Source organism: Pandoraea anapnoica, assembly GCF_902459765.1.
Taxonomy (GTDB): Bacteria; Pseudomonadota; Gammaproteobacteria; order Burkholderiales; family Burkholderiaceae; genus Pandoraea; species Pandoraea anapnoica.
This window is the reverse complement of sequence record NZ_CABPSP010000009.1, coordinates 200,307-224,207: the sequence shown is the minus strand read 5'-3', so window position 1 is coordinate 224,207 and position 23,901 is coordinate 200,307. Positions and strand designations below refer to the sequence as shown.

Genomic DNA, 23,901 nt, shown 5'->3' with positions numbered 1-23,901 from the left:
GTTTCAGGCAGTTCCAGGCAGTAACCTTTGCTGTTCATGTTGTCACCATAATGACCGCCAAGCGGCGCAGTCGAACGACTCGCCCGGGGCGACCCCGTCAGACCAGAAGGAGAAAGACAGATGTCGAAAAACGTTTTGTTGGGCGCTCGCTGGAAAACCGCGCTTGCGTCCGTCGCTGTGGCGTCCGCCGTGTTCGGTGCAGCCCCGGCGTTCGCCGCCAAGGATGTCGTGATGGCCGTGCAATCGACCTTCACGACGATGGATCCGTACGATGCGAACGACACGCTGTCGCAAGCCGTCGCCAAGTCGTTCTACGAGGGCATGTTCGGTTTCGACAAGGACATGAAGCTCATCAACGTGCTGGCCGATAGCTACACGGTCTCGCCGGATGGTCTCGTCTACACGATCAAGCTCAAGTCGGGTGTGAAGTTCCAGGACGGCACGAACTTCGACGCCGCCGCCGTGAAGGCGAACTTCGACCGCGTGACGAACCCGGAGAACAAGCTCAAGCGCTACAACCTGTACAAGGAAATCGCCAAGACGGAAGCCGTCGATGCGCACACGGTGAAGTTCACGCTCAAGGAGCCGTTCTCGCCGTTCATCAACACGCTCGCGCACCCGTCGGCCGTGATCATCTCGCCCGAAGCGCTCAAGAAGTACGGTAAGGACATCGCTTCGCACCCGGTCGGCACCGGTCCGTTCGAGTTCGTCGAATGGAACCGCACCGATTACGTGAAGGTGAAGAAGTTCGACGGTTATTGGAAGAAGGGCTATCCGAAGGTCGACACGATCACCTTCAAGCCGGTGGTGGACAACAACACGCGCGCGGCCGTCATGCAGACGGGCGAAGCCGGTTTTGCTTTCCCGGTGCCGTATGAACAGGCAGACGGCCTGAAGGCGAGCGGCAAGGTGGACGTGATCGCCGGTCCGTCGATCATCCAGCGCTACGTGAGCTTTAACACGAAGCAGAAGCCGTTCGACGACGTGCGCGTGCGTCAGGCCATCAACTACGCCATCAACAAGGAAGCGCTGGTGAAGGTGGCCTTCGCAGGTTACGCCACGCCGGCCGACGGTGTGGTGCCGAAGGGCGTCGACTACGCAGCGAAGACCGGTCCGTGGCCGTACAACCCGGCCAAGGCCAAGGAACTGCTCAAGGAAGCCGGTTACCCGAACGGTTTCGAGACCACACTGTGGTCGGCTTATACGTACACCACTGCGCAGAAGGTGATCCAGTTCGTGCAGCAGCAACTGGCACAGGTCGGCATCAAGGCGCAAGTGCGCGCGCTTGAAGCTGGTCAGCGTGTCGAGCTGGTCGAGTCCGCACCGGACCCCGACAAGGCTCCGGTGCGCATGTACTACGTGGGCTGGTCGTCGTCGACGGGTGAAGCCGACTGGGCACTGCGCCCGCTGCTGAGCTCGGAATCGTTCCCGCCGAAGCTGTTCAACACGGCGTACTACAAGAACGAAGCGGTCGACGCGGACTTCAACAAGGCGCTGCTCACGACCGACCGTGCCGAGAAGACGAAGTTGTACACGGACGCACAACAGAAGATCTGGAACGACGCGCCCTGGGCGTTCCTCGTGACGGAAAAGCTGCTGTACGCACGCAACAAGAACCTGACTGGCGTGTACACGATGCCCGACGGTTCGTTCAACTTCACCGACATCTCGATGAAGTAATCGCGTGGCGCGTGCGCGCCCCGGAATGCCGGGACGGCGCGTGCGATATGCGTTCGATGTGAGTGTGATGTTCCCCGCGCCGCCCGGTCCAGCCAAGCAGTTTCGACGCTGGCGGCGCGGTCTACCGCAAGACATGGTTTCGGCAAGACGTTCGGCAAGACTGCGATGCTCAATTACTTTCTCAAACGCCTGCTCGGCCTGATCCCCACGCTGCTGATCGTGGCAGTGCTGGTGTTCGCCTTCGTGCACATGTTGCCGGGTGATCCGGCGCGCCTGGCGGCCGGTCCGCAGGCGGACGAGGCGACCGTGGCGCTGGTGCGTCAGGATCTCGGCCTCGACAAGCCGCTGCTCACGCAATTCACGACCTTCATCACGAACGCCGTGCGCGGCGATTTCGGTCTGTCGATGCGAAGCAAGCAGCCGGTCTCGCAAGAGATCTCCAGCCGCTTCCTGCCGACGCTGTGGCTCACGCTGGTGAGCATGGTGTGGTCGGTGGTGATCGGTATGGGACTGGGTGTGGCCTCGGCGGTGTGGCGCAATCGCTGGCCCGACCGGCTGGGCATGACCTTCGCCGTCTCCGGCATCTCGTTCCCAGCGTTCGCGCTGGGCATGCTGCTGATGCAGATTTTCTCGGTGCAGCTCGGCTGGTTGCCGACCATCGGCGCCGACTCGTGGAAGAGCTACATCCTGCCCTCGATTACGTTGGGCGCGGCCGTGGCCGCCGTGATGGCGCGCTTCACACGTTCGGCCTTCGTCGAGGTGCTGCATGAGGACTTCGTGCGCACCGCGCGTGCGAAGGGCCTCAACGAAATGCGCGTGGTGTTCAAGCACGCGCTGCGTAACGCCATGATCCCCGTCGTCACGATGATGGGGTTGCAGTTCGGCTTTCTGCTCGGCGGCTCGATCGTCGTCGAGGTGGTGTTCAACTGGCCCGGACTCGGACGCCTGCTGATCGACTCGGTCGAGATGCGCGACTACCCGGTGATTCAGGCGCTGGTGCTGCTGTTCTCGCTTGAGTTCATTCTGATCAACCTCGTGGTCGACGTGCTGTACGCCGTCATCAACCCGACCATTCGCTACAAGTGAGGCAAGCACAATGAGCGCAAGCCAACCGACAACGGCCGCAAACGCGGCTGCCGCCAGCAACAGCCGCGTCCGCACGCCGTGGCGCGAATTCTGGCGCAAGTTCAAGAAACAACATATCGCCATGGTCGCCGGGGTCTTTGTGCTGGCGCTGGTCGTCGTCGCGATGCTTGCGCCGCACCTCGTGCCGTTCGACCCGGAGAACTTCTTCGACTACGACGCGCTGAATGCCGGACCGTCGGCGAAGCACTGGTTCGGCGTCGACTCGCTCGGCCGCGACATCTTCAGCCGTGTGCTCGCCGGTTCGCGGATCTCGCTCGCCGCCGGCTTCGGCTCGGTCGCGCTCGGGGCGGTCATCGGTACGGTGCTCGGTCTGCTGGCCGGTTATTACGAAGGCTGGTGGGATCGTATCGTCATGCGTATCTCCGACGTGCTGTTCGCATTCCCCGGCATTCTGCTGGCGATCGGCGTGGTGGCGGTGCTGGGTAACGGCATGATCAACGTGATCGTGGCGGTGGCCATCTTCTCGATTCCGGCGTTCGCCCGCCTCGTACGCGGCAACACGCTGGTGCTCAAGCATCTCACGTACATCGAAGCGGCGCGCTCCATCGGGGCGTCCGACTGGACGATCATCATGCGGCACATTCTGCCGGGGACGGTGTCGTCCATCGTCGTGTACTTCTCGATGCGTATCGGTACGTCGATCATCACGGCTGCGAGCCTGTCGTTCCTCGGTCTGGGTGCACAGCCGCCGACGCCGGAGTGGGGCGCAATGCTTAACGAAGCGCGCGCCGACATGGTCAACGCCCCGCACATTGCCATCTTCCCGAGCCTGGCCATTTTCCTGACCGTGCTCGCCTTCAACTTGCTGGGCGACGGTCTGCGCGACGCGCTCGATCCGAAGCTCGACCGGCACTGATATTCCCGCAGGAGCGCGAAGCCATGCCCCCGTCAGAATTTCGCGAAGCCTTGTTCGGCGCGCCTCACGTGGGGCAACTGCCCGCCGGGGCGCGCGACGCGATCACCGATGTGCCCGGCGTGTTCGTCGGGCAGGTCACCCTTGAGGACGGTCCGGTGCAGACCGGTGTCACGGTCGTGTGCCCGACACCGGCCTCCACGGCTGACGCGGGCGGCGCGCCCGACGCCGCAGCCCCCCACGCCCGCTGGGACCCGTTCCGCAACAAGATTCCCGCTGCCGCCGCCGTGATCAACGGCTTCGGCAAGAGCGTCGGTCTGATGCAGATCGAAGAGCTCGGCGTAGTCGAAGCGCCGCTGGCGCTCACCAACACCTTCTCCGTCAGTCAGGTCGTGCTGGGGCAACTGCGCGCCGCCATTGCCGCGAACCCCGATATCGGACGCGGCGGTCCGTCGCTGAACCCGACCGTGTTCGAATGCAACGACGGCTACCTCAACGATATGCAGGCGTTCGCCGTCTCGGACGCGCACTACGCGCAGGCGCTCGCGAATGCGTCGCCGGTGTTCGCACAGGGCGCAGTGGGGGCGGGGCGAGGCATGTCCAGCTTTGGCCTCAAGGGCGGGATTGGTTCGGCGTCGCGCGTGGTGGAGACGGCTGGGGCGACGTTTACCGTCGGCGTGCTGGTGCTGTCGAACTTCGGACGCCCCTCGCAACTGACGATTGACGGACGCCACGTCGGCCCGGTGCTCGACGAACGCCTTGCCCAGCCTGAGCAGAGCGCAGCGCCCGAGCGCGGCTCGATCATCATGCTTGTCGCCACCGACGCGCCGCTCGACGCGCGCCAGTTGCGCCGCGTTGCGACCCGCACCGGAGCAGGGTTGGCCCGCACCGGCTCCGTCTACGGTCACGGCAGCGGTGACGTCGCACTCGCCTTCACCACCGGTTACACGGTGCCGCACGACGCGCTGGGGCGTGTCGCGCCAGCCGCGCTGGTGCCCGATGCGTTACTCGATCCGATTTTCCAGGCGACGGCCGACGCTACCGAGCAGGCCATCCTGCATGCGTTGTTTGCCGCCGAGTCGGTCCTTGGACGTGATGGTCACGTGCGACGCGCGCTGGCCGACGTATTGCCCGACTGGGCGACGCTTTGAATACAGCCCGGTGCAGTCCGGCGAGCCCGGGAAACCCCATCGATGACACTGCCGAGACATTGCTGAGACATTGCTGACACTATGCGAATCCTGATTTCCACAGACATCGAAGGTGTGGCCGGCGTCTTTCACGCCGAACAGACGCGCGCCGGTAACGGCGAATACGAACTCGCCCGCCGCTGGATGACACGCGAGGCCAATGCCGCCGTCGAAGGTGCCTTCGCGGGCGGCGCGACCGAGGTGATGGTCAACGACTCGCACGGAAGCTTCCGCAATCTGCTGCCGGACGAACTCGACCCGCGCGCCCGTCTGGTGCTGGGCAAGCCGCGCTATCTGAGTATGGCCGCTGGCGTGGAAGCCGGTTGCGACGCGATGTTCATGATCGGTTTTCACGGCAAGGCGCAGAGCGCTGGCATTCTGGCCCACACCATCAACAGCTTCGCCTTCGCGCGCGTGTGGCTGGGCGGCGTGGAAGCGGGCGAAGCGATGATTTACGGCGCGCTTGCAGGCGAGCGCGGCGTGCCGGTGGTCATGGCCAGCGGCGACGACGTGTTCGTTGAAGAGACGCAACCGATCTTCCCGTCCGCCCATTTCGTGCAGACGAAGTCGGCGTGGGGGCAGGGCAGCGGCATGACGCTCAACCCGGCGCAGTCGTGCGACCTGATTCGCGAGGCCGCGAAAGTGTCGCTGGCCGATTCGCGCAAGTGGCATACCTACAAGGTGGAAACGCCGGTCGAAGTGCGTCTGCAAACCCAGACCACGGCGCTGGCCGATCTCTTCTGTCAATGGCCGACGCTGGAGCGCGTCGACGGCGTGACATTGCAGTTCGAAGCGCCCACCGTCGAGGCGGCCGTTCGCATGCTCAACTGCCTCTCCGCGATGTCTTCCATGCTGCGCTGAAGGCTCCGAAATCCGCAAATAGCGTCCCCCAAAAGGCCCCGTATCCTTTTGATTTGCAGGGTTTTGTCGAGTTTTGTCACCGGTATTTCCCTGTCAACCGAACCGGCACTGGCCGCACAGCCGCGCCAGTGCTGGATTCGCCGTTCCCATGTTGTTAAGGCGCGACTGAATTAGGGTTTGATGCCCCCGAACGTCAAGAGCGGACGTGCGATAATCCGTAATATTTTGTAACAGGTGTGCCGCCCTTTAGTGCACAACCTCGGATTATTGAGCGTCGGCAAACGTCGGCGGTGAATCATGGATATCAGAAACGCCCGACGTTGGGCGGAGCCCGGCGCCAAGCGGTATGTCGGTGCGTTAATGGTGGTACTTGCTGCGTTTCTTGTTCGCAGCCTCCTGCATCCGGTGCTCGATCACTCGATGCCAGGGCTGTTTTTCGTTTGCGCGGCCATCATCGTCGAGTTCGTCTGGGGCCTGGGGCCCGCGATCATGGCGATGGTCATCAGCATCCCCATTTTCGATTTCTTCTTCGTGCCGCCGTTTCGCGACGTTGCCCAACTGGATCGTCGCGATGTGCTTATCGTCACCGGCTTCCTGATGATTACGCCGCTCGCCGTGGCGTTGATCGAGCGGCTGCGTCGCGCGCAATATCGCGCCGAGCTCATCGCCGAGGTGGCGCAAACGCGATACGAAATGCTGTTGCGCGCCGAGAACGAGCGCATGGTGCTCACCGATTCGGTGCAACTGGGCAACGCCCTCATGACGTACCTGACGAAGCATCTGGACTCGATCTTTTATCTGGCGAACCCGGCCTCGCATTACGTCTTCATCGATGAGCATTTCCGTCGCGAGACGGGGGTGACACCGGAGCTCGCCAAGCGCGAGGGGCTGCGCGCACTGCTGCATCCGGACGACGCGAAGCGCATGGCGGGCCTTTTCTCGCTCGACGTCGAGCCGCCGCCGCACGGCGCTTACAACTTGCGCGTGCGTACGCGCGACGGTGGCTACGACCTGATCCACTGCGAGCTTCAGCATTTCCGCGCGCATGTGGGAACCTATGTGATTCTGCGGCTGCACTCGGGGCCGACGGTGCGCCCGGTGACGTCGCTTCATACGCTGTCGCAGGCATCCACGGCCAACCGTTCTGATAGCACGACCAGCAATACGAGTGAATTGAAGGCCAGCACGCCTGACCGGCGCGACGTTTGCGAAGTTTCGGAGACGCCTGTCGTCTCCGGCGGGGTTTGACCATGTTTCAACAAGACATTTTCTACAAGGGCGGCGAACACGCCGTGCTGCTGTTACCGGGACTGTCGAGCACACCGCTCGAAATGCGTCCGGTCGCCAAGGCGTTACATCGCGACGGGTACACCGTGTCGGTGCCCCATATCGAAGGCTACGGCCTCGGCTCGCCGTGCACGCACTGGCGCGAGTGGATCGCTGCCGCGCGCGCGAAGTATCGCGAGTTGCGCGATACGCACGAAACCGTCTCGCTGTGCGGGCTGAGCATGGGCGCGACGCTAAGTCTGGCCGTGGCCGAAGAGGAGCCGGACGTCACGGCGATCTCGGTGCTGGCCGTCACGCTCGTGTACGACGGCTGGACCATTCCGCTTGCGTATCCGCTGCTCGATTTGCTGTATCACCTGCCGTTCGGCAATCGCTATCGTTATTACGAAAAGGCGCCGTTCGGGCTGAAGAACGAACGGCTGCGCGCGCGCGTCGAGAAGTCCATGTCGCTGCACGACGCCTCGGAAATCGGCTCGGCGTCGCTCCCCATCGAGCATCTGTATAACGCGCGACGGCTTGCTTCTCACGTTCGCAACCGTCTCGATCGTGTGACGGCGGATTGCCTCATCGTTCATGCGGTGGATGACGATACGGCCAGCCCGCACAACGCGCGCATCGTGTACAACGGCGTGTCGTCGGAAGTGAAGCAGAAATGCCTGCTTGGTGAGAGCTATCACATCCTCACGATGGACAACGAGCGCGAGACCGTCGCCGACGAGACGCGCCGTTTCTTCCGCGACGCCGTGGCGCGTCGCACCGGTGCCGCGACTTCCGAGACTCGCATCATCTCCAAGGCGCTGCTGCGCGCCAAGCGCCGTCAGGCAGCGGCCTGATCGCCATCACTCAGGCGTCGTCTCCCGACGCCCGACATCCCGGAAGTTCATGAAGTCGCACACGCTTTCGCAAGCGTGTGCGACCTTCGTTCGGATACCTGAATTCTCACGCGATGGGAGCGGCAACGGGCCTGCACGTCCTCGGTCAACTGATCGGATGCCTGACATTCCTGTCCCGCGAGAGCCGCGCCAGGACTGGTGCACACGATGTCATCAAACTGCCATCGATAGCCGGTTAAGGTCGGGTTTTTCCGATCCGGCCGTCTTTGCGCGGCCAGCGCATATTCGCTCATGTCATCGCTCGTCATCGAATCCGTCAGCAAACAGTGGGGCGACACACACGCGCTCCAGGATGTGAGTTTCTCTGCCGACGCGGGCTCGCTGGTCGTTCTGCTCGGCCCGTCGGGCTGCGGTAAGTCGACACTGCTGCGCATGATCGCCGGTCTCGATACGCCGACGAGCGGACGCATCCTGCTGGGGGGCGACGACGTCACGGCGCTCCCGCCGGCGCGTCGTAAGCTCTCGATGGTGTTCCAGTCGTACGCGCTGTTCCCGCATCTGTCCGTGCGCGAAAACCTGCTGTTCGGCCTGCGCGTGCGTCGCGAGCCAACGCGTGACTACCCGCAACGCCTCGCCCGTGTGGCGTCGTTGCTCGGGCTGGAGCCATATCTGGACCGTAAGCCGTCGCAGCTGTCGGGCGGCCAGCAGCAGCGTGTGGCGCTGGGGCGCGCGGTCATTGCGGAGACGTCCGTGTGCCTGATGGACGAACCGCTCTCGAATCTCGACGCGCAACTGCGTCAGGAAATGCGTCGTGAAATCCGCGCGCTGCAACAGCAGCTCGGCATGACGCTCATCTACGTCACCCACGATCAGACCGAAGCGATGAGCATGGCCGATCAGGTCGTGCTGCTGCGCCACGGCCGGATCGAACAGCACGGTGCACCGCACACGCTGTACGCCACGCCGTCGACGCGTTTCGCCGCGAGCTTCATCGGCACGCCGCCGATGCATTTGCTCAAGCTGGTGCGTCATGGCGATGCGCTCGTGCCCGCCGGGCAGACCGGCCCTGCGCTCGCGCCCGCCGGTTCGCGCGACGCCGCGCTGCTCGGACTGCGTCCGGAACACGTTCGCGCTGTCGCGCCGACCGCTGTGGGCGCGGTGCTCGCGACGGTGAGCGCCGTCGAGTATCTGGGCGCGGACACGCTTGTCGCGTGTGTACTCGGCGACGCGGGCGAGATTGCCACGCGCGTGCCGGGTCATCGGCCGTTCCTGCCGGGCGACGCCATCGGCTTGCAGTGGGATGCCGCCGATCAGCATTTGTTCGACGCGACTTCGGGCGAGCGCGTGGCCGAGGTAACGCTGAAAGTGAGCCCACAGATCGTACCGTCGACAGCGTCGCCTGCATCGCTCGTCGCGGAACAGACGCCGGACGCCACGTCGCCGCAAGCCCCGCAAACTATGCAGGCCATGGCGCTGATGCCGGAACAACACGCCTAATCAGGGCGGGGCCAGCATCGGTCGGACACACGGCCGTGCAGCCAATCTTCACTACCAGTCACATCACCACTACGCTTTCATGGGGAACCCAGGAACATGCGACGCACGATTCTGAAAACGTTTGCGGCCAGTCTGGCCACGCTGGCATTCAGCGGTCTGACGAGCCACGCCATCGCGCAACAGAAGCCGGTTGAGCTCCAGTTCTATTACCCGGTCGCCGTGGGCGGCCCGGTCACGAAGATCATCAACGATCTGGTGGCGGACTTCGAAAAGGACCATCCGAGCATCAAGATCAAGCCCGTGTACGCCGGTTCGTATCAGGATTCGGTCGTCAAGGCGCTGACCGCCGCGAAGGCAGGCACGCCGCCGCAACTGGCCGTGCTCGCCGCCGCCGACGTCTTTACGCTGATCGACGAAGACGCCGTCGTGCCCATCGACAGCATTGCCAACACGGCCGCCGACAAGCAGTGGCTCGACAGCTTCTACCCGGCGCTGATGCTGAACTCGCGCATCAACGGTCACACCTGGGGCGTGCCGTTCCAGCGCTCGACCATCGTGATGTACTGGAACAAGGACGCCTTCCGCGAAGCGGGTCTCGATCCGGACCGCGCCCCGGCGAACTGGGACGAACTCGTGAGCTATGCGCAGAAGCTGACCAAGCGTGATGCTTCGGGCAACGTGACGCAGTGGGGCATCAAGGTGCCGTCCGTGGGATTTGCCTACTGGCTGTTCCAGGCGTTCACCACGCCGGCGGGTATCGAACTGATGAACCCCGCCGGTACGAAGACGTTCCTCAACGCGCCGCAAGCCGTGCAGTCGCTGCAATACTGGGTCGACCTCACGACCAAGTACAAAGTCATGCCGACCGGGGCAATCGAGTGGGGCACCACGCCGAAGGACTTCCTCGAAAAGAAGACCGCGATCATCTACACGACGACCGGCAACCTGACCAACATCCGCACCAATGCGTCGTTCCCGTTCGGCGTGGGCAAGATGCCGGCGAAGGTGCGCGGCGGCAGCCCGACGGGCGGCGGTAACTTCTACGTCTTCAAGAAGTCGACGCCGGAAGAAAAGCAGGCGGCCATGACGTTCATCAAGTGGGCCACCACGCCTGAACGAGCCGCGCAGTTCGGTATCGACACGGGTTATGTCGCCGTGACTCCGGCCGCGTGGGAAACCCCGGCGATGAAGGCTTACGTGCAGAAGGTGCCCGCCGCGGCTGTGGCGCGCGATCAACTCGGCGTGAGCGTTGCCGAGTTCTCGACGCACGACAACCAGCGCGTGACGAAGGCGCTGAGCGACGGCCTGCAAGCGGCGCTCACCGGCACTAAGTCACCCAAGCAGGCGCTGGACGATGCGCAGCGTGAAGCGGATCGTATTCTGCGTCCGTACGCTCGCTGATGCGGGAAGTGAATTAGTCTGTAGAACCCCGGGGCCCGGCCCCGGGTGCTGAACCGATGGACCGACGATGAACCGTTCTTCCGCTTCATGGGTGCCCTGGCTGCTGTTGTTACCGGCGCTGGTGCTGCTGGTCGCTTTCACCCACTATCCCGCAGTCGCTACGCTATGGCATAGCGTATTCTCGACGGCGCGCGCCGGGGCGTCGTCCGTGTACGTCGGTGCCGAGAACTATCAGGCGCTCGTCGACGATCCTGTCTTCTGGCAGGCGCTGCGCAATAACCTGCTGTTCGCACTGATCACGGTGCCCGTGGCGATCGTGCTGTCTATCGTCATGGCGCTGTGGGTGCACCGTCAGGTGCCCGGGCGCGCGCTGCTGCGTCTGGCGTACTTCACGCCAGCGATCTTGCCGATGATCGCCGTAGCGAACATCTGGCTCTTCTTCTACACGCCGCAGTACGGTCTCATCGCGCAGATCTCACAGGCGTTCGGTTGGGGAGATCACAACTGGCTCGGACAGCCGGGCACCGCGCTGCCCGCGCTCATGGTCGTCACAATCTGGAAGGAAGCGGGCTTCTTCATGATCTTCTATCTGGCCGCGTTGCAGCAGATCTCGCCGACGCTCGCCGAAGCGGCGGCGCTCGAAGGGGCATCGCGCTGGCAGTTCTTCCGTCGCGTGCAGTGGCCGCTGCTGATGCCCACGACCGTATTCGTGGTGATCAACGCGGTCATCAATGCGTTCCGTCTGGTCGATCACGTGGTGGTGATGACACGCGGTGGTCCCGATAACGCCACGCAATTGCTGCTGTACTACATCTATCAGGTGGCTTTCAGTTTCTGGGATACGTCGTATGCGGCGGCGCTCACGGTGGTGCTGCTTACGCTGCTCGCCATCGTCGCTTTCGTGAAATTCCGTCTGCTCGACTCACGTACGCATTACCAATGACGACCTCTGCCAATCCCTCTTCCGATACAGGGACCTCGAACGCATCCGCCCGAGCGGGCAAAGCGTGCGCGTCGCTTCCCGCGTTCTCCGCGACGGGGCATGCCAACCTGCTCGACGTGACCGGTGCATGGCTGCTCGGCCTGCTGTGGCTGCTGCCGCTGCTCTACGGTGTCTGGAGCGCGATTCATCCGTCCGCCTACGCCACGCGCTTCGTGCTCGACGCGCCGCTCACGCTGGAGAACTTCGTTCACGCGTGGCAGGCCGCGCCGTTCGGGCGCTATCTCATCAATACGTTCGTGCTGGTGACGGTGATCCTCGCGGCGCAAATCGTGCTCGCCACGCTGGCCGCCTACGCGTTCGCACGCTTCACGTTCCGGGGCAGCGAAGTGGCATTCATGATCGTGTTGCTGCAACTGATGGTCATGCCGGACGTGCTGATCGTCGAGAACTACCGCACCATCGCGTGGATGGGGCTGCGCGACACGATTCTAGGCATTGCGCTGCCGTACTTCGCGTCGGCGTTCGGCATCTTCCTGTTGCGGCAAGCGTTCAAGACGGTACCGCGCGAGCTCGACGATGCTGCGCGCGTGGAGGGCGCTAACGCGTGGCAGGTGCTGTGGCGGGTGTACGTGCCGCTTGCACGGCCGGTGTATGTGGCGTATGCGCTGGTGTCGATCAGTCACCACTGGAACAACTTCCTATGGCCGCTGATCGTGACGAACTCGGTGGAGACGCGCCCGCTAACGGTCGGTTTGCAGGTGTTTGCGGCGACGGATCAGGGCATCGACTGGTCGTTGATCACGGCTGCCACGCTCATGACTGCCGCGCCGCTGTTCATCGCATTCCTGCTGTTTCAGCGTCAGTTCGTGCAGTCGTTCATGCGCGCTGGGATCCGCTGAAAGCAAAACGGCACGCGGGGGCGCGTGCCGTAGTGTCGTCCGACCTATCTTCGCCTGACGTAGCGGCCTTTCCGGACTGCCGATGCCTTTGGGGGTGGCGAGTCGGTTGTGCGGACGTCAGGTCTGCGGTCGGCGTGTTTTCGAAGTTATTTGTCGGCGGCCTTGACCAGCAGCACAGGCACCGTGGTGATGCGCAGCAGCGTTTCGGCCACGCTGCCCAGCAGCAGACGGTTGATGCCGCGACGTCCGTGCGTGCCGAGCACGATGACATCGGCGTTCCATTCTTGCGCTTCGCGCAGCACGGCGTCGGCGATCTCGTCGGTGCCCGCTTCGAGCGTGATTAGCTTTGTCTCGGCATCGACGCCGCGCTTTTGCAGTTCGGCCTTTGCATTGGCCAGAATCTCGTCCGTTTCCTTCTCGAACGACTCCTGGCTCTCCAGGGGCACGAAGCCGCTGTAGGCCCCGGCGGCGTAGGCGTTGGCGAGGGACGGCACGACCGAGACCAGGCGAATCTTGCCCTGGCTGAGTGCAACGAGCTTGACCGCTTCGTCGATGGCGCGGTTCGAGGGCGTGCTGCCGTCGATCGAAACCAGAATGCGTTCGTACATGATGGTGTCCTCTTGGGGCTGAAAATGCGTGCGGCAATCGGGAAAACTCACCCCATTCTCGCACCGCATGCCTTGAAAGTCATCCCAGACTCGGGGAGGGACTTTGACCGCGCGCAATAACCCATCGGAATGCCAACGGCCGGCGCGCGCCCGGGTGAGGCGCGGTGCCGGCAGTCAAAACGTCGGTGAGACGCGAGCTGTGAGAGGTGCGCTTAGCTCGGGTGACAGGCGATCACGAGATTGGCGACGCCACCGTTCACGTCGCGCGTGAGGATGTCGTATCCCTTTTGCGCGCACTGTGTTCGGGCGCGCTGGTCGCAGTCGCCCGAATTGGTGGCGGAGCACTGGATTTGCTGCGTGGCGCGTCCGTCGGCAGTGAACAGCGGTGCAGACGTGCCGCAGGCGGACAGCGTCACCGTGAGAAGCCCCGAGGAAAGCAGAATGGCGGTTCTGGCGAGATTTTTCATAGTCGTTGTCGTACAAGCTTTCGCGAGTATAACGCGCCGATGTTGCCTTGCATGACGTCGTGCCCAACAACCCACAGCCAGCCCGACAGCGAGCCTTACAACGGTGCCGTCTCGTCTGTAGGGCGACGCAACCGCTGGCGGTGCAGCGTGCGCACGCTGTCGAAGACAATGAGCGCCACACCGATCCAGATCGGTACGTACGTCCATAGCCCGCGCTCGGTGAAGGGCTCACCCAACAACGTGATCGAGACGGCGAACAGCAGCACCGGCTCCACGTAGCCAAGAATGCCGTAAAGCCCGATAGGCAACACCCGTGCGGCGGCGAACGTGCTGGCGAGCGCGCTCGCGCTGAGCAGCCCCAGCGCGGGTAGCCAGAACCAGAAACGCGGCTCGGCGAGGACCGGCGCGTTCTGCGCCCACGCGTGCCAGACCAGGAAGATGGCGACCGGTGTCATCGCGAGCATCTCCAGAATGAAGCCGCTCAGGGCGTCCAGATGCAGACGGCGGCGCAGCAGGAAGTAGGGCGGGTAGCCGAACATGATGACGGCCGTCACCCAGGACAGCGCTCGCGTCGCCCACAGTTCATGCGCGACGCCGAGCGCGGCGAAGACGACGGCGGCCGTCTGCAACGGGCTCAGGCGCTCCTTGTAGACGGTGCGTCCCGCCAGCACCATCGTGAGCGGCAGCAGGAAGTAACCGAGCGAGGCGTCGAGCATGCGCTGTTGCAGCGGTGCCCAGACGAACAGCCAGAGCTGAATGGCCAGCATTGCGGCGCACAACAGGACTGCGCCGAGCAGCGCGGGGCGGTGAAAGACGTGCGAGAACGTGCTGCCGACGATTTCCCAGCGGCGCAACGCCGTGACGATGACCAGCGTGCCGGGCAGGGTGAGCAGGATGCGCCATGCAAAGACGTCCAGTCCCGAGAGGGGCGACAATTGCGCTACGAGCGCGGGCATGACGGAAAACATGACAGACGCCGATACGGAAAGCATCACGCCGCGACCGGAAAGCATGGGAGTCCTGTGAAAGGGGGCAAATCAGGCCGCGAGCATAGCAAATTTGCACCAGTATTGGGCACTCCCGGCGCACGGCCTGCGAGGTATATTTGCGCGCCGAATGTCGTCGCCGCGTCACTGGCGAACGCGTATCATCGCGATTCGCCGAGTGATTTCACCAATTGCCGCACCTTGCGGCGCCTTTGCAGGAGATTCGTGCATGTCGTCCGTTCCCGCTGTTGCCGAATATGCGGCGTTCGCCGCCTCGCTTGCCGACGCTGTCCGCCCGCTGTCGATGGGCTGGTTCCGCCGTCGTCTTGCGGTCGACGACAAGGCCGACGAAAGTCCCGTCACGATTGCCGACCGCGAAGTCGAGACAGCGCTGCGCGAGAAGATCGCAGCGCGTTATCCGTCGCACGGCATCTGGGGCGAGGAATTCGGTAAAACCGGTGTGGACGCCGAGTTCGTCTGGTCGGTCGACCCCATCGACGGCACGCGCAGCTTCATCACGGGGCATCCGCTGTGGGGCACGTTGCTCGCGCTGCTGCAAAACGGCCACCCGGTCGTCGGTGTGATCGATATGCCTGCCACGGGCGAGCGCTGGGTGGGTGTGAACGACGCCGCTGCGGGTGTGCGCGAAGCACGCTTCGGTGGCGAGCTGTGTGCGACGAGCCCGGTCACCACGCTGGCTGACGCAACCGTCTATGCCACGTCGCCCGACATTTTCGATGCGGCGGAATATGCCCAATTCGAACGCCTGACGAAGGCGGTCAGCCGTCGTCGTTTCGGCGGCGATTGCTACGCCTACGGGCTGCTCGCGAGCGGGCACATCGAACTGGTGATGGAAGCGGGCTTGCAGACGTACGACTATCTGGCTGTCGCGCCGGTGGTCGAGGCGGCCGGGGGTGTCATTACCGATTGGGAAGGCAAGCCGCTGACGCTCACGTCGCAGGGACAGGTGCTGGCGGCCGCCAACGCCGAACTGCACGCGGCGGCGCTGGCTTGCATTCGTGGCTGAGGCCGCGGCAGGCCACGCTGTGAATGGACGGGCCTTCGGAGGCCCATCCCCTCAGATCGTCTGAATCAAGTCGCTTGATGGGGCATGCCGCGCCAGATGCGCGGCAGCAGCACGCCCAGCACGACACCGCGCGTGGCGAGGAACGCCATCAGCGCGACCCACAAGCCGTGATTGCCCCATGCCGCCAGCGTGAAGGGCATCACCGTGCCAAACACCAGCAGGCCGATCAGCGACGACGTGAGCAATTCGCGCGTACGCGTCGCGCCGATGAAGACACCATCCAGTTGAAAACACCAGACGGCGACGATGGGCGAGAGCACCGCCCACGGCAGGAATTCGCGTGCGGTTTCGCGCAGCGTCGCCTGATCGGTGAGCGCATCGATGATCGCGCCACCTGCCATCGCGTAGACGAGCGCGAACGCCACGGCGCACCCGAGCGCCCATCCCAGCGAGAGCCGGATCGCATGCAGCAGCGCCTGCCGTTGCCGTGCCCCGACGTACGCGCCTACGAGTGCTTCGGCGGCATGCGCAAAGCCGTCGAGACCGTAAGCCATGAACGTCTGGAAGTTGAGCAGCAGGGCGTTGGCGGCGAGCGTGGTGTCGCCCAGACGCGCCCCCACGCGTGCGAACCATGCGAACGCGAGTTGCAGAAACAGCGTGCGCAGGAAGATGTCGAGATTCAGGCGCAGCAGACGCCAGAGCGCTGCGCGCTCGACGAGCGTGGCCATGTGCAACGGCGGCAGACCGGGCGTGCGCGCAAGCCACAGCAGCCACGCGCCCAGCACGAAGCCGAGCAGATCGGCCAGCGCCGTCGCCCATGCAATGCCCGCCACACCCCAGCCGAAGCCGCGAACGAATGCGAGTACGGCGACGATGTTCACCACATTGATGAACACTTGCACCGCCAGCCCCTGACGCACACGCTGACACGCGAGCAAATAGCCCAGCACCACGTAATTGCCGAGCGCGAAGGGCGCGGCCAGGATACGAATGCTGGCGTACTCTCGTGCCAGCGCTTGCACTTGCCCGCTGCCGCCGAGCCACGAGACGCCCAGCGATACCAGCGGCACGCGCAACACGAGCAACACCGCACCGATGGCGAAGGCGAGCGCCAGCGCACGGGCGAGTGTGTCGCGAAGCCGTTGTGCGTCTCGCGCGCCGAAGGCCTGCGCCGCCAGACCGGTCGTGCCCATGCGCAGGAAAGAGAAGCCCCAGAAGATCAGGTTGAGCAGCAGCCCGCCGAGCGCGACACCGCCCAGAAAAGCCGGGCCCGGCAAATGACCGGCCACGGCAGTGTCCACGGCCGAGAGCAGGGGCTGGGTGAGATTGGCGAGCACGATCGGCACCGCCAGACGAAGCAATTGCCGGTGACCGGCGGCCGCAGGGGCAGGGTTCATGAGTGAGTGTTGCGGCAGCCGTTCATGGCGGCACCGTCGGAATCCGCACGGGGCGGCAGGTTGTGAGTGCGCCGATTATAAGGTTTCGTGACGTCATGACGCGCATCGCACGCGATGTGGACTGATGATGCGGGTAAGCGGACGGTACAATGTGTCACTTCTCTGTCTTCACTGAAAGTCTGCGCATGTCGTCTTCGTCGCTTTCAATCGTCGCACCTGTCACGTTCATCAGGCCTGTCATGACTTTCTTCGCCACACATCGCCGTCACGCCTTGGTGGCCGCGTTGTGCCTGGCAAGCCTGCCTGCGCTGGCCGACGTGACGCTGCAACGTGGCCCACCGCCGCCGCGCTTCGAAGATCCGCACGCCGCGCCCAAGGGTGAGTTCTGGGTGCCGGGCTACTGGCAATGGAAAGACGGCCGCTACGACTGGGTGGACGGACACATGGAAGCCAAGCGCCCCGGCATGCGTTACACCCCGCCGCACTGGGAAGAGACCGGTGTCCATGAATGGACGCTGCGCGACGGCAAGTGGGACGCCACTGGCTGGGGGCCGGGCACCATCCACGAAATCCGCGCGCCGAAGTAACACCCTCGTCCATCGTCCTACGACGTCATACGCTATCCGTCACGCGATGGCGACGGCTTTCGCGCGTTCCGGCTGGGGTACTCCCGTGACATCCTGTCGCGGGACTTGAAAAAATTTCATCTATCCTCTCTGTGATTTTCCTCATTCGCGAAGGCGCGATCGTGCGATTTTGCCGGAGGCGTCGACGCTCTGCCCGTGTGGTCGACGTTCGTCGACTATTAATCAGGATTCCGACATAGTGGGTGGAATTGTGGGCTTGACGCGCACAAGGTTGAGACCTTACGCGAAACCTGTTGACACGTCCGGAACGTTGAACAACACTATGCCCACACCGCGTCACCTCGAAATGCGGAACAGTCGCAGATAGCGTAATTTTAATTACTTGTGCTACCTGATTGCGCGACGATCGCGCAGTGTGCGCAGGTAATAAGTGCGCCGTGTGCGCCCTCTCTACATAAACGCCTGGCGGTTCCCGCACAGGTGCAAAACGTACGACCGATACACGGTCTGCTGTCTCCCGATCGGCGTGGCCGATGCCACGACGATCTGTCGTTTTCTGAAGTCTCGTATGCCGGACGTATGCCGCGAAGTGCGGTAGCCCGTCGCCGAAGTGCGACATGTGGCAGGAGCCCGTATGCAGTGTTCAGTTCCGCTGTTCGATGCTGTGCCGTTGATCACCGTGTTCGTCTGCGTCGTCCTGGGCCAACTGCTCGGGCGAATCAAGTTCGGCCCGATTCAGCTTGGTGGTGTGTGCGGCGCGCTGCTTGTTGCATTGCTTGTGGGACAGACCGGCTGCATGGTCGAAGGCTCGCTCAAGGATTTCGCCTTTGCGCTGTTCATATTCGCGATGGGCTTTTCTGCCGGTCCGCAGTTCGTTGAGAACCTGAACCTGCGCGGCCTGCGCTTCGGCGTGCTCTCCATCATCGAAGTGGTGTTCGTGTTCGGCATCGTGATGCTGGCCGTGAAATTCCTCAGTCTCGATCCGGGCACGGCGGGCGGCCTTGCGGCCGGCGCGGCAACGGAGTCGGCGATGGTCGGCACGGCCATCGAAGCGCTGGGACGCCTCGGACTCGATCCCGAAGCCTTCAAGGCCTTGCAGGCCAACGTCGTCACGGCATACACGCTGACCTATGTGTTCGGCCTCATCACCATCGTCCTGTTCACCAATCTGCTCGCCCCGCGCTTGCTCGGCATCGATCTGAAAGCCGACAGTGCACGTCTTGCCAAGGAAATGGAAGACGAGAACGGTGACGAACTCGGTGCGCCGGCCGCGCCCGATCTCGTTGGGCGAAGCTATCGCGTGGCGCACCCCGGACTGACCGTCGCCGCGCTCGAAGCCGCGCTGGACGGCCGTGTCGCCATCGAGCGGGTACGCCGCGCCGCGACGCAAGTGGCCGTCGCTCAGAACCTCACGTTGGAACCCAACGACGAGCTGCTGCTCGTCGGCCGTCGCGACGCCATGCTCGAAGCGCACGCGCTCATCGGCCCGGAAGTCGCGGGCACCGAGACGAGCGACATCGTGCTCGTGGAGCGCGATTTCATCATGACGAACAAGGAAGCCGAAGGGCGCACGGTCGCCGATCTGCGACGCGAAGCGCCGGTCGAGCTACGCCACGGCGTGTTCGTCAAATCCGTCAAACGCATGGGCATGCAGTTGCCTTCGCTCAACAAAATCCCGCTCCAGCGCGGCGATGTGGTGACGCTGCAAGGCCTGCAGGAAGACGTCGAACGCGCGGGCGCCGTCATGGGCAAATCCGTGCCGTACGGCAACAAGACAAGCCTTGTCTTCGTGGGCCTCGCGCTGATCGTCGGCCTTTGCATCGGACACTTGTCGGTGCACATCGGCGGCGCGCCGATGACGCTCGGCTCGGGCGGTGGCGCGCTGGTCTCGGGGCTGGCGAGCGGTTGGCTGCTGTCGCGTCGGCCGACGTGGGGCACGTTCCCGCCGGCCGCTTACGAATTGCTCAAAGACCTCGGACTGGCGGTGTTCGTGGTGTGCGTCGGCCTGTCGGCCGGGCCGCAGGCGGCGGTGCTGCTGCGCGAACACGGCATGGCGTTGCCGGTCGTGGGGATCTGCGTTTCGCTCATTCCGGCGCTCGTGTCGCTGTGGGTGGGCCACAAGTTGCTGCGCATCGATGGCCCGATTCTGATCGGCGCCATCGCGGGTCAGCAGGCAAGCACGCCTGCCATCAGCGCAGTGGTGCAAACCGCGAACAGCGCATTGCCGGTCGTGGGGTACACGGTGACGTACGCCCTGTCGAACGTGCTGCTGCCGCTCATGGGACCGGCGGTGGTTTTCGTCGCCCATCAGTTTTCGCGTTAGCGAGTCGGCGCTGGCCCCCCCGCCAGTGGCCGCATTCATCTTTTTGACGGAGGTTCTGCCGTGGAACTGGTGCATACGATTCTTAATCATGTCCCGGAGGTCGCGATTTTTCTGTCGCTCGCCCTCGGGTACGCTATCGGGGCGATCAAGTTCGGTTCGTTCCAGCTAGGGGGCGTGGGCGGCTCGCTGCTGGTTGCCGTAGTCGTCTCTCAAATCGGTATTTCAGTCGACGCTGGCGTGAAGAGCATCATGTTCGCGCTGTTCATCTACGCCGTGGGTTACGAAAGCGGTCCGCAGTTCTTCAGCTCGCTCTCGCGCAAAACGCTGCGTGAGATCGGTATGGCCGTGTTCCTCGCTGCATCCGGTCTGGTTACGGTGCTGATCTGCGCGAAGATCTTCGGCTTCGACAAGGGCCTCGCAGCGGGTGTGGCGGGCGGTGGTCTCACGCAGTCCGCCATCATCGGCACGGCGGGCGACGCCATTTCGCGCCTCGGTCTCCCGGCGGACGAAGTGAAGCGCCTGCAATCCGAAGTCGCCATCGGCTACGCGGTGACGTACATCTTCGGCAGTCTGGGCGCGATCATCGTGTGCGCGTCGCTCGTGCCGAAGCTCATGGGGCGCACGCTCAAGGAAGACGCCAAGAAGGCCGAACTCGAAATGGCCGGTGGCCGCGCGGCGCTCTCCGCCGATCAGGTCGATTCGCTGCCGGCACTCGTGGGCCGCGTCTATCGCGTGACGACCGGCGCGGGCAAGCGCGTGATCGAGATCGAGAGGCAACTGACTGATGGCGTGACCATCGAACGGCTGCGCCGTAACGGCAAGATCATCATCGCGACCGACGATCTCGTGCTCGAAGCGGGCGACGACGTCATGCTCATCGGTCGACGTGAAGCGGCCACCGAGGCCTGGCGTCTGCTCGGTGACGAACAACATCCGTCAGCCGATCTCGATATCGCACTGCGCATGCAGGAAGTCGTGTTCGCGCGCAAGGGCGGCAACGGCAAGACGCTCGGCGAACTCAAGGCTGGCGTGGAGCGCGACGTCAAGCATGGCGTGTACATCGCGAAGATCATGCGGATGGGGCAGCCCCTGCCGATTCTCGACGACACCATCATCTATCACGGCGACGTGGTCACGCTGTACGGCGCAGACAGCGACGTGCAACGTGCCGCCAAGGAAGCCGGTTATCCGGTCGCGTACTCGGTGAAGACCGACTACGTGTACATGGGCATCGGTATCGTCGTCGGTTTGCTGATCGGCTACATCGTGGTCAAGGTCGGCGGCATTCCGCTCACGCTGGGTAGCGGTGGCGGTGCGCTGCTCGCGGGTCTGGTCTTCGGCTGGCTGCGCGGCAAGCATCCGACGTTCGGCGCAATGCCGCTTGCGGCAAGCTCGCTGCTCAAGGAGTTGGGGCTGGCGACGTTCGTGACCTGCGTGGGGCTCTCCGCCGGTGCGCAAGCCTGGCAGACGTTGCAGCAAAGCGGCATCTCGATCTTCGTCGCCGGGGTGATCGTCACCATCGTGCCGTTGTTGCTCACGTATCTGTTCGGACGCTATGTGCTGCGCTACGACAACGTCGCGATTCTGGCCGGCGCGCTGTCCGGCTCGCGCAGTGCGAACCCGGCCTTCGGCGAAATTCTGGACAAGGCCGAGAGCAACGTGCCGACCGTGCCGTTCGCCATCACCTACGCCATCGCCAACGTGCTGCTCACGCTGCTCGGACCGCTGGTGGTGTCGTTGACCTGAGGCCACGACCGTCCTCTATTGCTTTTATCAGATTGATGCATTCGTCCCGATCGTCCGTCGCTGCCCCCGCAAGACGGCATCGCTATGGGTTGTAAGTGGTTGTTCATGGAGAAATTGCTATGAAATCGAAGGAACTCGACGCACTCGCCAAACTCAGCCCGTTCGAATTCAAGGACACGCTGATCGAACTCGCACAGGAAAATGGCGCGCAGCGCTCGATGCTCAACGCCGGTCGCGGTAACCCGAACTTCCTGGCGCTCGAACCGCGCCATGGCTTCTTCCAACTGGGGCTGTTCGCGCTGTCCGAAGCCGAGCGCCAGTTCACGTATATGCCGGAAGGCGTGGGCGGCATTCCGCCGGGCAAGGGCGTGGAAGCCCGCTGGCAGGACTTCGCCCGTGAGAACCAGCACGCGCCGGGCGTGAAGTTCCTCGAAAAATCGATCTCGTACGTGCGCGATCAGATGGGGCTCGTGGTCGAGGATTTCCTCACGGAGATGGTGCACGGCATTCTCGGTTGTAACTATCCGGTGCCGGACCGCATGCTGCGCAATACCGAAAAGATCTCGGCGAAGTACCTGCGTCGCGAGATGGTCGGACGTCATCCGTTCGTGGGCAACTTCGACCTGTTCGCGGTCGAAGGCGGCACCGCAGCCATGACGTATCTGTTCAACACGCTCAAGACGAACCATCTGCTGCAAGCAGGCGATTCGATTGCGCTGGGTATGCCGATCTTCACGCCGTATATCGAGATCCCGGAACTGGCCGACTACCAGCTTCACGAAGTGAATCTGAATGCCGATCCCGATCTGGGCTGGCAGTACTCGAAGAAGGAGCTCGACAAGCTGCTCGATCCGAAGATCAAGGCGTTCTTCCTCGTGAACCCGAGCAATCCGCCGTCGGTGAAGCTCGACGACGCCTCGCTCGAACATCTCGCTGGCATCGTCAAGAAGCGCCCGGACCTGATCATCCTGACCGACGATGTCTACGGCACGTTTGCCGACGACTTCCGCTCGCTGTTCGCGATTGCACCGTACAACACCATCCTCGTGTATTCGTACTCGAAGTATTTCGGGGCGACGGGCTGGCGTCTCGGGGCGATTGCCACGCACGAGAAGAATGTCTTCGACGACAAGATCGCCAAACTGCCCAAGGCGCAACGTGAAGGGCTCAACGCACGCTATTCGTCGATCACAACGGAACCGGAAAAGCTCAAGTTCATCGACCGTCTCGTGGCCGATAGCCGCGCTGTGGCGCTCAACCACACGGCGGGCTTGTCCACGCCGCAGCAGGTGCAGATGGCGCTCTTTTCGCTGTTCTGCCTGATGGATGAGCCGGATGCGTACAAGCATGCCGTGAAGCGCATCATCCGCCGCCGCAAGGCCGTGATGTATCGCGCGGCGGGGATCTCGGAAGAAACCGGGCCGACGGCCGTCGACTACTACAACATCCTCGATCTTGAGGTGTTGGGCACGAAGATCTACGGCAAGTCGTTCGTGGATTGGTTCATGAAGAACATCGATCCGTCGGAAGTGCTGTTCCGTCTGGCCAAGGAAAGCGGCGTCGTGTTGTTGCCGGGGCGCGGCTTCGGTACGTTGCACCCCTCGGGCCGGGTGTCGCTCGCCAACCTCAACGAACCGGACTACATCCAGATCGGTGCGACGGTGCGCAAGCTCATGGACGAGTACAACGAGCGCTTCCTTGCTGGCGGAAAAGGTGGGAAGAAGAAGTAATTGCCGTGATGACGACGGTGCTGCGTCCGGATCGGGACGCGGCATCGGCTGGCCCCCCTCGGTCGCCCCTCCATGGCGATCGACCATTGCCCGGGAACCCACTTCCCGGGTTTTTTTCGCGATGTGGAATCGAAAAATAAAACGCCCGCACGAGGCGGGCAAAAATCACTACAGGGGAAGTCACGCGATATGAGTGGCAATCCGATGAAAGAGTTCCCGGGGATTTTGGGTGTTTCGTGACTGGCAGAGCGTCATCGGATCGACGTAAAATAGCGCCTTGTCGCTACATCACCCCCTCATGTCGAAAGCGGTGCGCGACGCTTGCGGACGGCAACGGTGCGGGGTGGGATTTTCAGGTGTCGAATGTCAGTAAAGCCGGTCGTGCGGAGTCGCCTCCTGCTGGCCGCGTGTCTGAGTGCCGGAATCCCGGTAGGCGCGCA

Annotated in this window: 20 protein-coding genes; 16 read left to right on the top strand and 4 right to left on the bottom strand. The window is 63.4% G+C overall.

Going from position 1 to position 23,901, the window contains the following annotated elements; translation table 11 throughout:
• The first annotated feature begins 120 nt into the window (after positions 1-120).
• The 11 genes from gsiB (at position 121) to PAN31117_RS16195 (ending at position 12,590) form a co-directional block, all read left to right on the top strand.
• The gene (gene gsiB / locus PAN31117_RS16245; RefSeq protein ID WP_150739088.1) at positions 121-1,680 is read left to right on the top strand and encodes a glutathione ABC transporter substrate-binding protein GsiB; all 1,560 of its coding nucleotides are present in this window, start codon (positions 121-123) and stop codon (positions 1,678-1,680) included.
• Positions 1,681-1,845: 165 nt separating this feature from the next.
• Positions 1,846-2,766, top strand: coding sequence for a glutathione ABC transporter permease GsiC (gsiC, locus tag PAN31117_RS16240; RefSeq protein WP_150739087.1), 921 nt, complete (start codon positions 1,846-1,848; stop codon positions 2,764-2,766).
• Positions 2,767-2,776: 10 nt separating this feature from the next.
• Complete coding sequence (gene gsiD / locus PAN31117_RS16235) at positions 2,777-3,682, top strand: glutathione ABC transporter permease GsiD (RefSeq protein WP_150739086.1); 906 nt, start codon at positions 2,777-2,779, stop codon at positions 3,680-3,682.
• A gap of 23 nt (positions 3,683-3,705) precedes the next feature.
• Positions 3,706-4,830 carry a DmpA family aminopeptidase gene (locus tag PAN31117_RS16230; RefSeq protein WP_150739085.1) on the top strand — a complete coding sequence of 375 codons (1,125 nt, stop codon included), beginning with the start codon at positions 3,706-3,708 and terminating at the stop codon, positions 4,828-4,830.
• An 81-nt stretch (positions 4,831-4,911) separates the two neighbouring features.
• A complete protein-coding gene (locus tag PAN31117_RS16225) occupies positions 4,912-5,730 on the top strand; it encodes a M55 family metallopeptidase (protein WP_150739084.1) in 819 nt (272 codons plus the stop codon).
• Between the two features lie 297 nt (positions 5,731-6,027).
• Positions 6,028-6,978 (top strand): DUF4118 domain-containing protein, encoded by a 951-nt coding sequence (locus tag PAN31117_RS16220; protein ID WP_150739083.1) that lies wholly within the window; start codon positions 6,028-6,030, stop codon positions 6,976-6,978.
• 2 nt (positions 6,979-6,980) lie between these two features.
• A complete protein-coding gene (locus PAN31117_RS16215; protein WP_150739082.1) occupies positions 6,981-7,850 on the top strand; it encodes an alpha/beta hydrolase in 870 nt (289 codons plus the stop codon).
• 291 nt (positions 7,851-8,141) lie between these two features.
• Positions 8,142-9,347 carry an ABC transporter ATP-binding protein gene (locus tag PAN31117_RS16210; protein ID WP_150739081.1) on the top strand — a complete coding sequence of 402 codons (1,206 nt, stop codon included), beginning with the start codon at positions 8,142-8,144 and terminating at the stop codon, positions 9,345-9,347.
• Positions 9,348-9,443: 96 nt separating this feature from the next.
• Positions 9,444-10,748, top strand: coding sequence for an ABC transporter substrate-binding protein (locus tag PAN31117_RS16205; protein ID WP_150739080.1), 1,305 nt, complete (start codon positions 9,444-9,446; stop codon positions 10,746-10,748).
• A gap of 67 nt (positions 10,749-10,815) precedes the next feature.
• Positions 10,816-11,691, top strand: coding sequence for a carbohydrate ABC transporter permease (locus PAN31117_RS16200; protein WP_150739079.1), 876 nt, complete (start codon positions 10,816-10,818; stop codon positions 11,689-11,691).
• Positions 11,688-12,590: a carbohydrate ABC transporter permease gene (locus PAN31117_RS16195; RefSeq protein WP_246189125.1), complete on the top strand. Its 903-nt coding sequence runs from the start codon at positions 11,688-11,690 to the stop codon at positions 12,588-12,590. The genes PAN31117_RS16200 and PAN31117_RS16195 overlap by 4 nt, the downstream gene beginning before the upstream one ends.
• 146 nt (positions 12,591-12,736) lie before the next feature.
• On the opposite strand, the gene PAN31117_RS16190 is transcribed toward PAN31117_RS16195, so the two are convergent.
• The 3 genes from PAN31117_RS16190 to rarD form a co-directional block, all read right to left on the bottom strand.
• Positions 12,737-13,198 (bottom strand): universal stress protein, encoded by a 462-nt coding sequence (locus tag PAN31117_RS16190; RefSeq protein ID WP_174990992.1) that lies wholly within the window; start codon positions 13,196-13,198, stop codon positions 12,737-12,739.
• 212 nt (positions 13,199-13,410) lie between these two features.
• Positions 13,411-13,665 (bottom strand): hypothetical protein, encoded by a 255-nt coding sequence (locus tag PAN31117_RS16185; RefSeq protein ID WP_150739077.1) that lies wholly within the window; start codon positions 13,663-13,665, stop codon positions 13,411-13,413.
• Positions 13,666-13,760: 95 nt separating this feature from the next.
• Positions 13,761-14,678 carry an EamA family transporter RarD gene (gene rarD, locus PAN31117_RS16180; protein ID WP_150739076.1) on the bottom strand — a complete coding sequence of 306 codons (918 nt, stop codon included), beginning with the start codon at positions 14,676-14,678 and terminating at the stop codon, positions 13,761-13,763.
• 202 nt (positions 14,679-14,880) lie between these two features.
• On the opposite strand from rarD, the gene hisN reads away from it, so the two are divergent.
• Complete coding sequence (gene hisN / locus PAN31117_RS16175; protein ID WP_150739075.1) at positions 14,881-15,678, top strand: histidinol-phosphatase; 798 nt, start codon at positions 14,881-14,883, stop codon at positions 15,676-15,678.
• Between the two features lie 65 nt (positions 15,679-15,743).
• Here the strand turns inward: hisN and PAN31117_RS16170 are convergent, their stop codons facing one another.
• On the bottom strand, positions 15,744-17,075 hold the full coding sequence (locus PAN31117_RS16170) for an MATE family efflux transporter (RefSeq protein WP_150739074.1): 1,332 nt from the start codon (positions 17,073-17,075) through the stop codon (positions 15,744-15,746).
• 239 nt (positions 17,076-17,314) lie between these two features.
• On the opposite strand from PAN31117_RS16170, the gene PAN31117_RS16165 reads away from it, so the two are divergent.
• From PAN31117_RS16165 to PAN31117_RS16150, 4 genes are all read left to right on the top strand, one after another.
• Positions 17,315-17,662 (top strand): YXWGXW repeat-containing protein, encoded by a 348-nt coding sequence (locus tag PAN31117_RS16165; protein ID WP_174990991.1) that lies wholly within the window; start codon positions 17,315-17,317, stop codon positions 17,660-17,662.
• A gap of 634 nt (positions 17,663-18,296) precedes the next feature.
• Positions 18,297-19,985, top strand: a complete 1,689-nt coding sequence (aspT, locus tag PAN31117_RS16160) for an aspartate-alanine antiporter (RefSeq protein WP_150739072.1) — start codon at positions 18,297-18,299, stop codon at positions 19,983-19,985.
• A gap of 60 nt (positions 19,986-20,045) precedes the next feature.
• On the top strand, positions 20,046-21,731 hold the full coding sequence (aspT, locus tag PAN31117_RS16155; protein ID WP_150739071.1) for an aspartate-alanine antiporter: 1,686 nt from the start codon (positions 20,046-20,048) through the stop codon (positions 21,729-21,731).
• A 119-nt stretch (positions 21,732-21,850) separates the two neighbouring features.
• Positions 21,851-23,461, top strand: coding sequence for a bifunctional aspartate transaminase/aspartate 4-decarboxylase (locus tag PAN31117_RS16150; RefSeq protein ID WP_150739070.1), 1,611 nt, complete (start codon positions 21,851-21,853; stop codon positions 23,459-23,461).
• Positions 23,462-23,901: the final 440 nt, after the last annotated feature.

Excerpts from the sequence above, each read along its gene's own strand:
- gsiC (WP_150739087.1), top strand. The coding sequence starts at position 1,846 with ATGCTCAATTACTTTCTCAAACGCCTGCTCGGCCTGATCCCCACGCTG.
- PAN31117_RS16220 (WP_150739083.1), top strand. The coding sequence starts at position 6,028 with ATGGATATCAGAAACGCCCGACGTTGGGCGGAGCCCGGCGCCAAGCGG.
- PAN31117_RS16200 (WP_150739079.1), top strand. The coding sequence starts at position 10,816 with ATGAACCGTTCTTCCGCTTCATGGGTGCCCTGGCTGCTGTTGTTACCG.
- PAN31117_RS16170 (WP_150739074.1), bottom strand. The coding sequence starts at position 17,075 with ATGAACCCTGCCCCTGCGGCCGCCGGTCACCGGCAATTGCTTCGTCTG.
- PAN31117_RS16165 (WP_174990991.1), top strand. The coding sequence starts at position 17,315 with ATGACTTTCTTCGCCACACATCGCCGTCACGCCTTGGTGGCCGCGTTG.
- PAN31117_RS16150 (WP_150739070.1), top strand. The coding sequence starts at position 21,851 with ATGAAATCGAAGGAACTCGACGCACTCGCCAAACTCAGCCCGTTCGAA.
- gsiD (WP_150739086.1), top strand. The coding sequence starts at position 2,777 with ATGAGCGCAAGCCAACCGACAACGGCCGCAAACGCGGCTGCCGCCAGC.
- PAN31117_RS16215 (WP_150739082.1), top strand. The coding sequence starts at position 6,981 with ATGTTTCAACAAGACATTTTCTACAAGGGCGGCGAACACGCCGTGCTG.
- PAN31117_RS16230 (WP_150739085.1), top strand. The coding sequence starts at position 3,706 with ATGCCCCCGTCAGAATTTCGCGAAGCCTTGTTCGGCGCGCCTCACGTG.
- PAN31117_RS16185 (WP_150739077.1), bottom strand. The coding sequence starts at position 13,665 with ATGAAAAATCTCGCCAGAACCGCCATTCTGCTTTCCTCGGGGCTTCTC.
- PAN31117_RS16205 (WP_150739080.1), top strand. The coding sequence starts at position 9,444 with ATGCGACGCACGATTCTGAAAACGTTTGCGGCCAGTCTGGCCACGCTG.
- PAN31117_RS16210 (WP_150739081.1), top strand. The coding sequence starts at position 8,142 with ATGTCATCGCTCGTCATCGAATCCGTCAGCAAACAGTGGGGCGACACA.
- gsiB (WP_150739088.1), top strand. The coding sequence starts at position 121 with ATGTCGAAAAACGTTTTGTTGGGCGCTCGCTGGAAAACCGCGCTTGCG.
- hisN (WP_150739075.1), top strand. The coding sequence starts at position 14,881 with ATGTCGTCCGTTCCCGCTGTTGCCGAATATGCGGCGTTCGCCGCCTCG.
- aspT (WP_150739072.1), top strand. The coding sequence starts at position 18,297 with ATGCAGTGTTCAGTTCCGCTGTTCGATGCTGTGCCGTTGATCACCGTG.
- PAN31117_RS16225 (WP_150739084.1), top strand. The coding sequence starts at position 4,912 with ATGCGAATCCTGATTTCCACAGACATCGAAGGTGTGGCCGGCGTCTTT.
- rarD (WP_150739076.1), bottom strand. The coding sequence starts at position 14,678 with ATGCTTTCCGGTCGCGGCGTGATGCTTTCCGTATCGGCGTCTGTCATG.
- PAN31117_RS16190 (WP_174990992.1), bottom strand. The coding sequence starts at position 13,198 with ATGTACGAACGCATTCTGGTTTCGATCGACGGCAGCACGCCCTCGAAC.
- PAN31117_RS16195 (WP_246189125.1), top strand. The coding sequence starts at position 11,688 with ATGACGACCTCTGCCAATCCCTCTTCCGATACAGGGACCTCGAACGCA.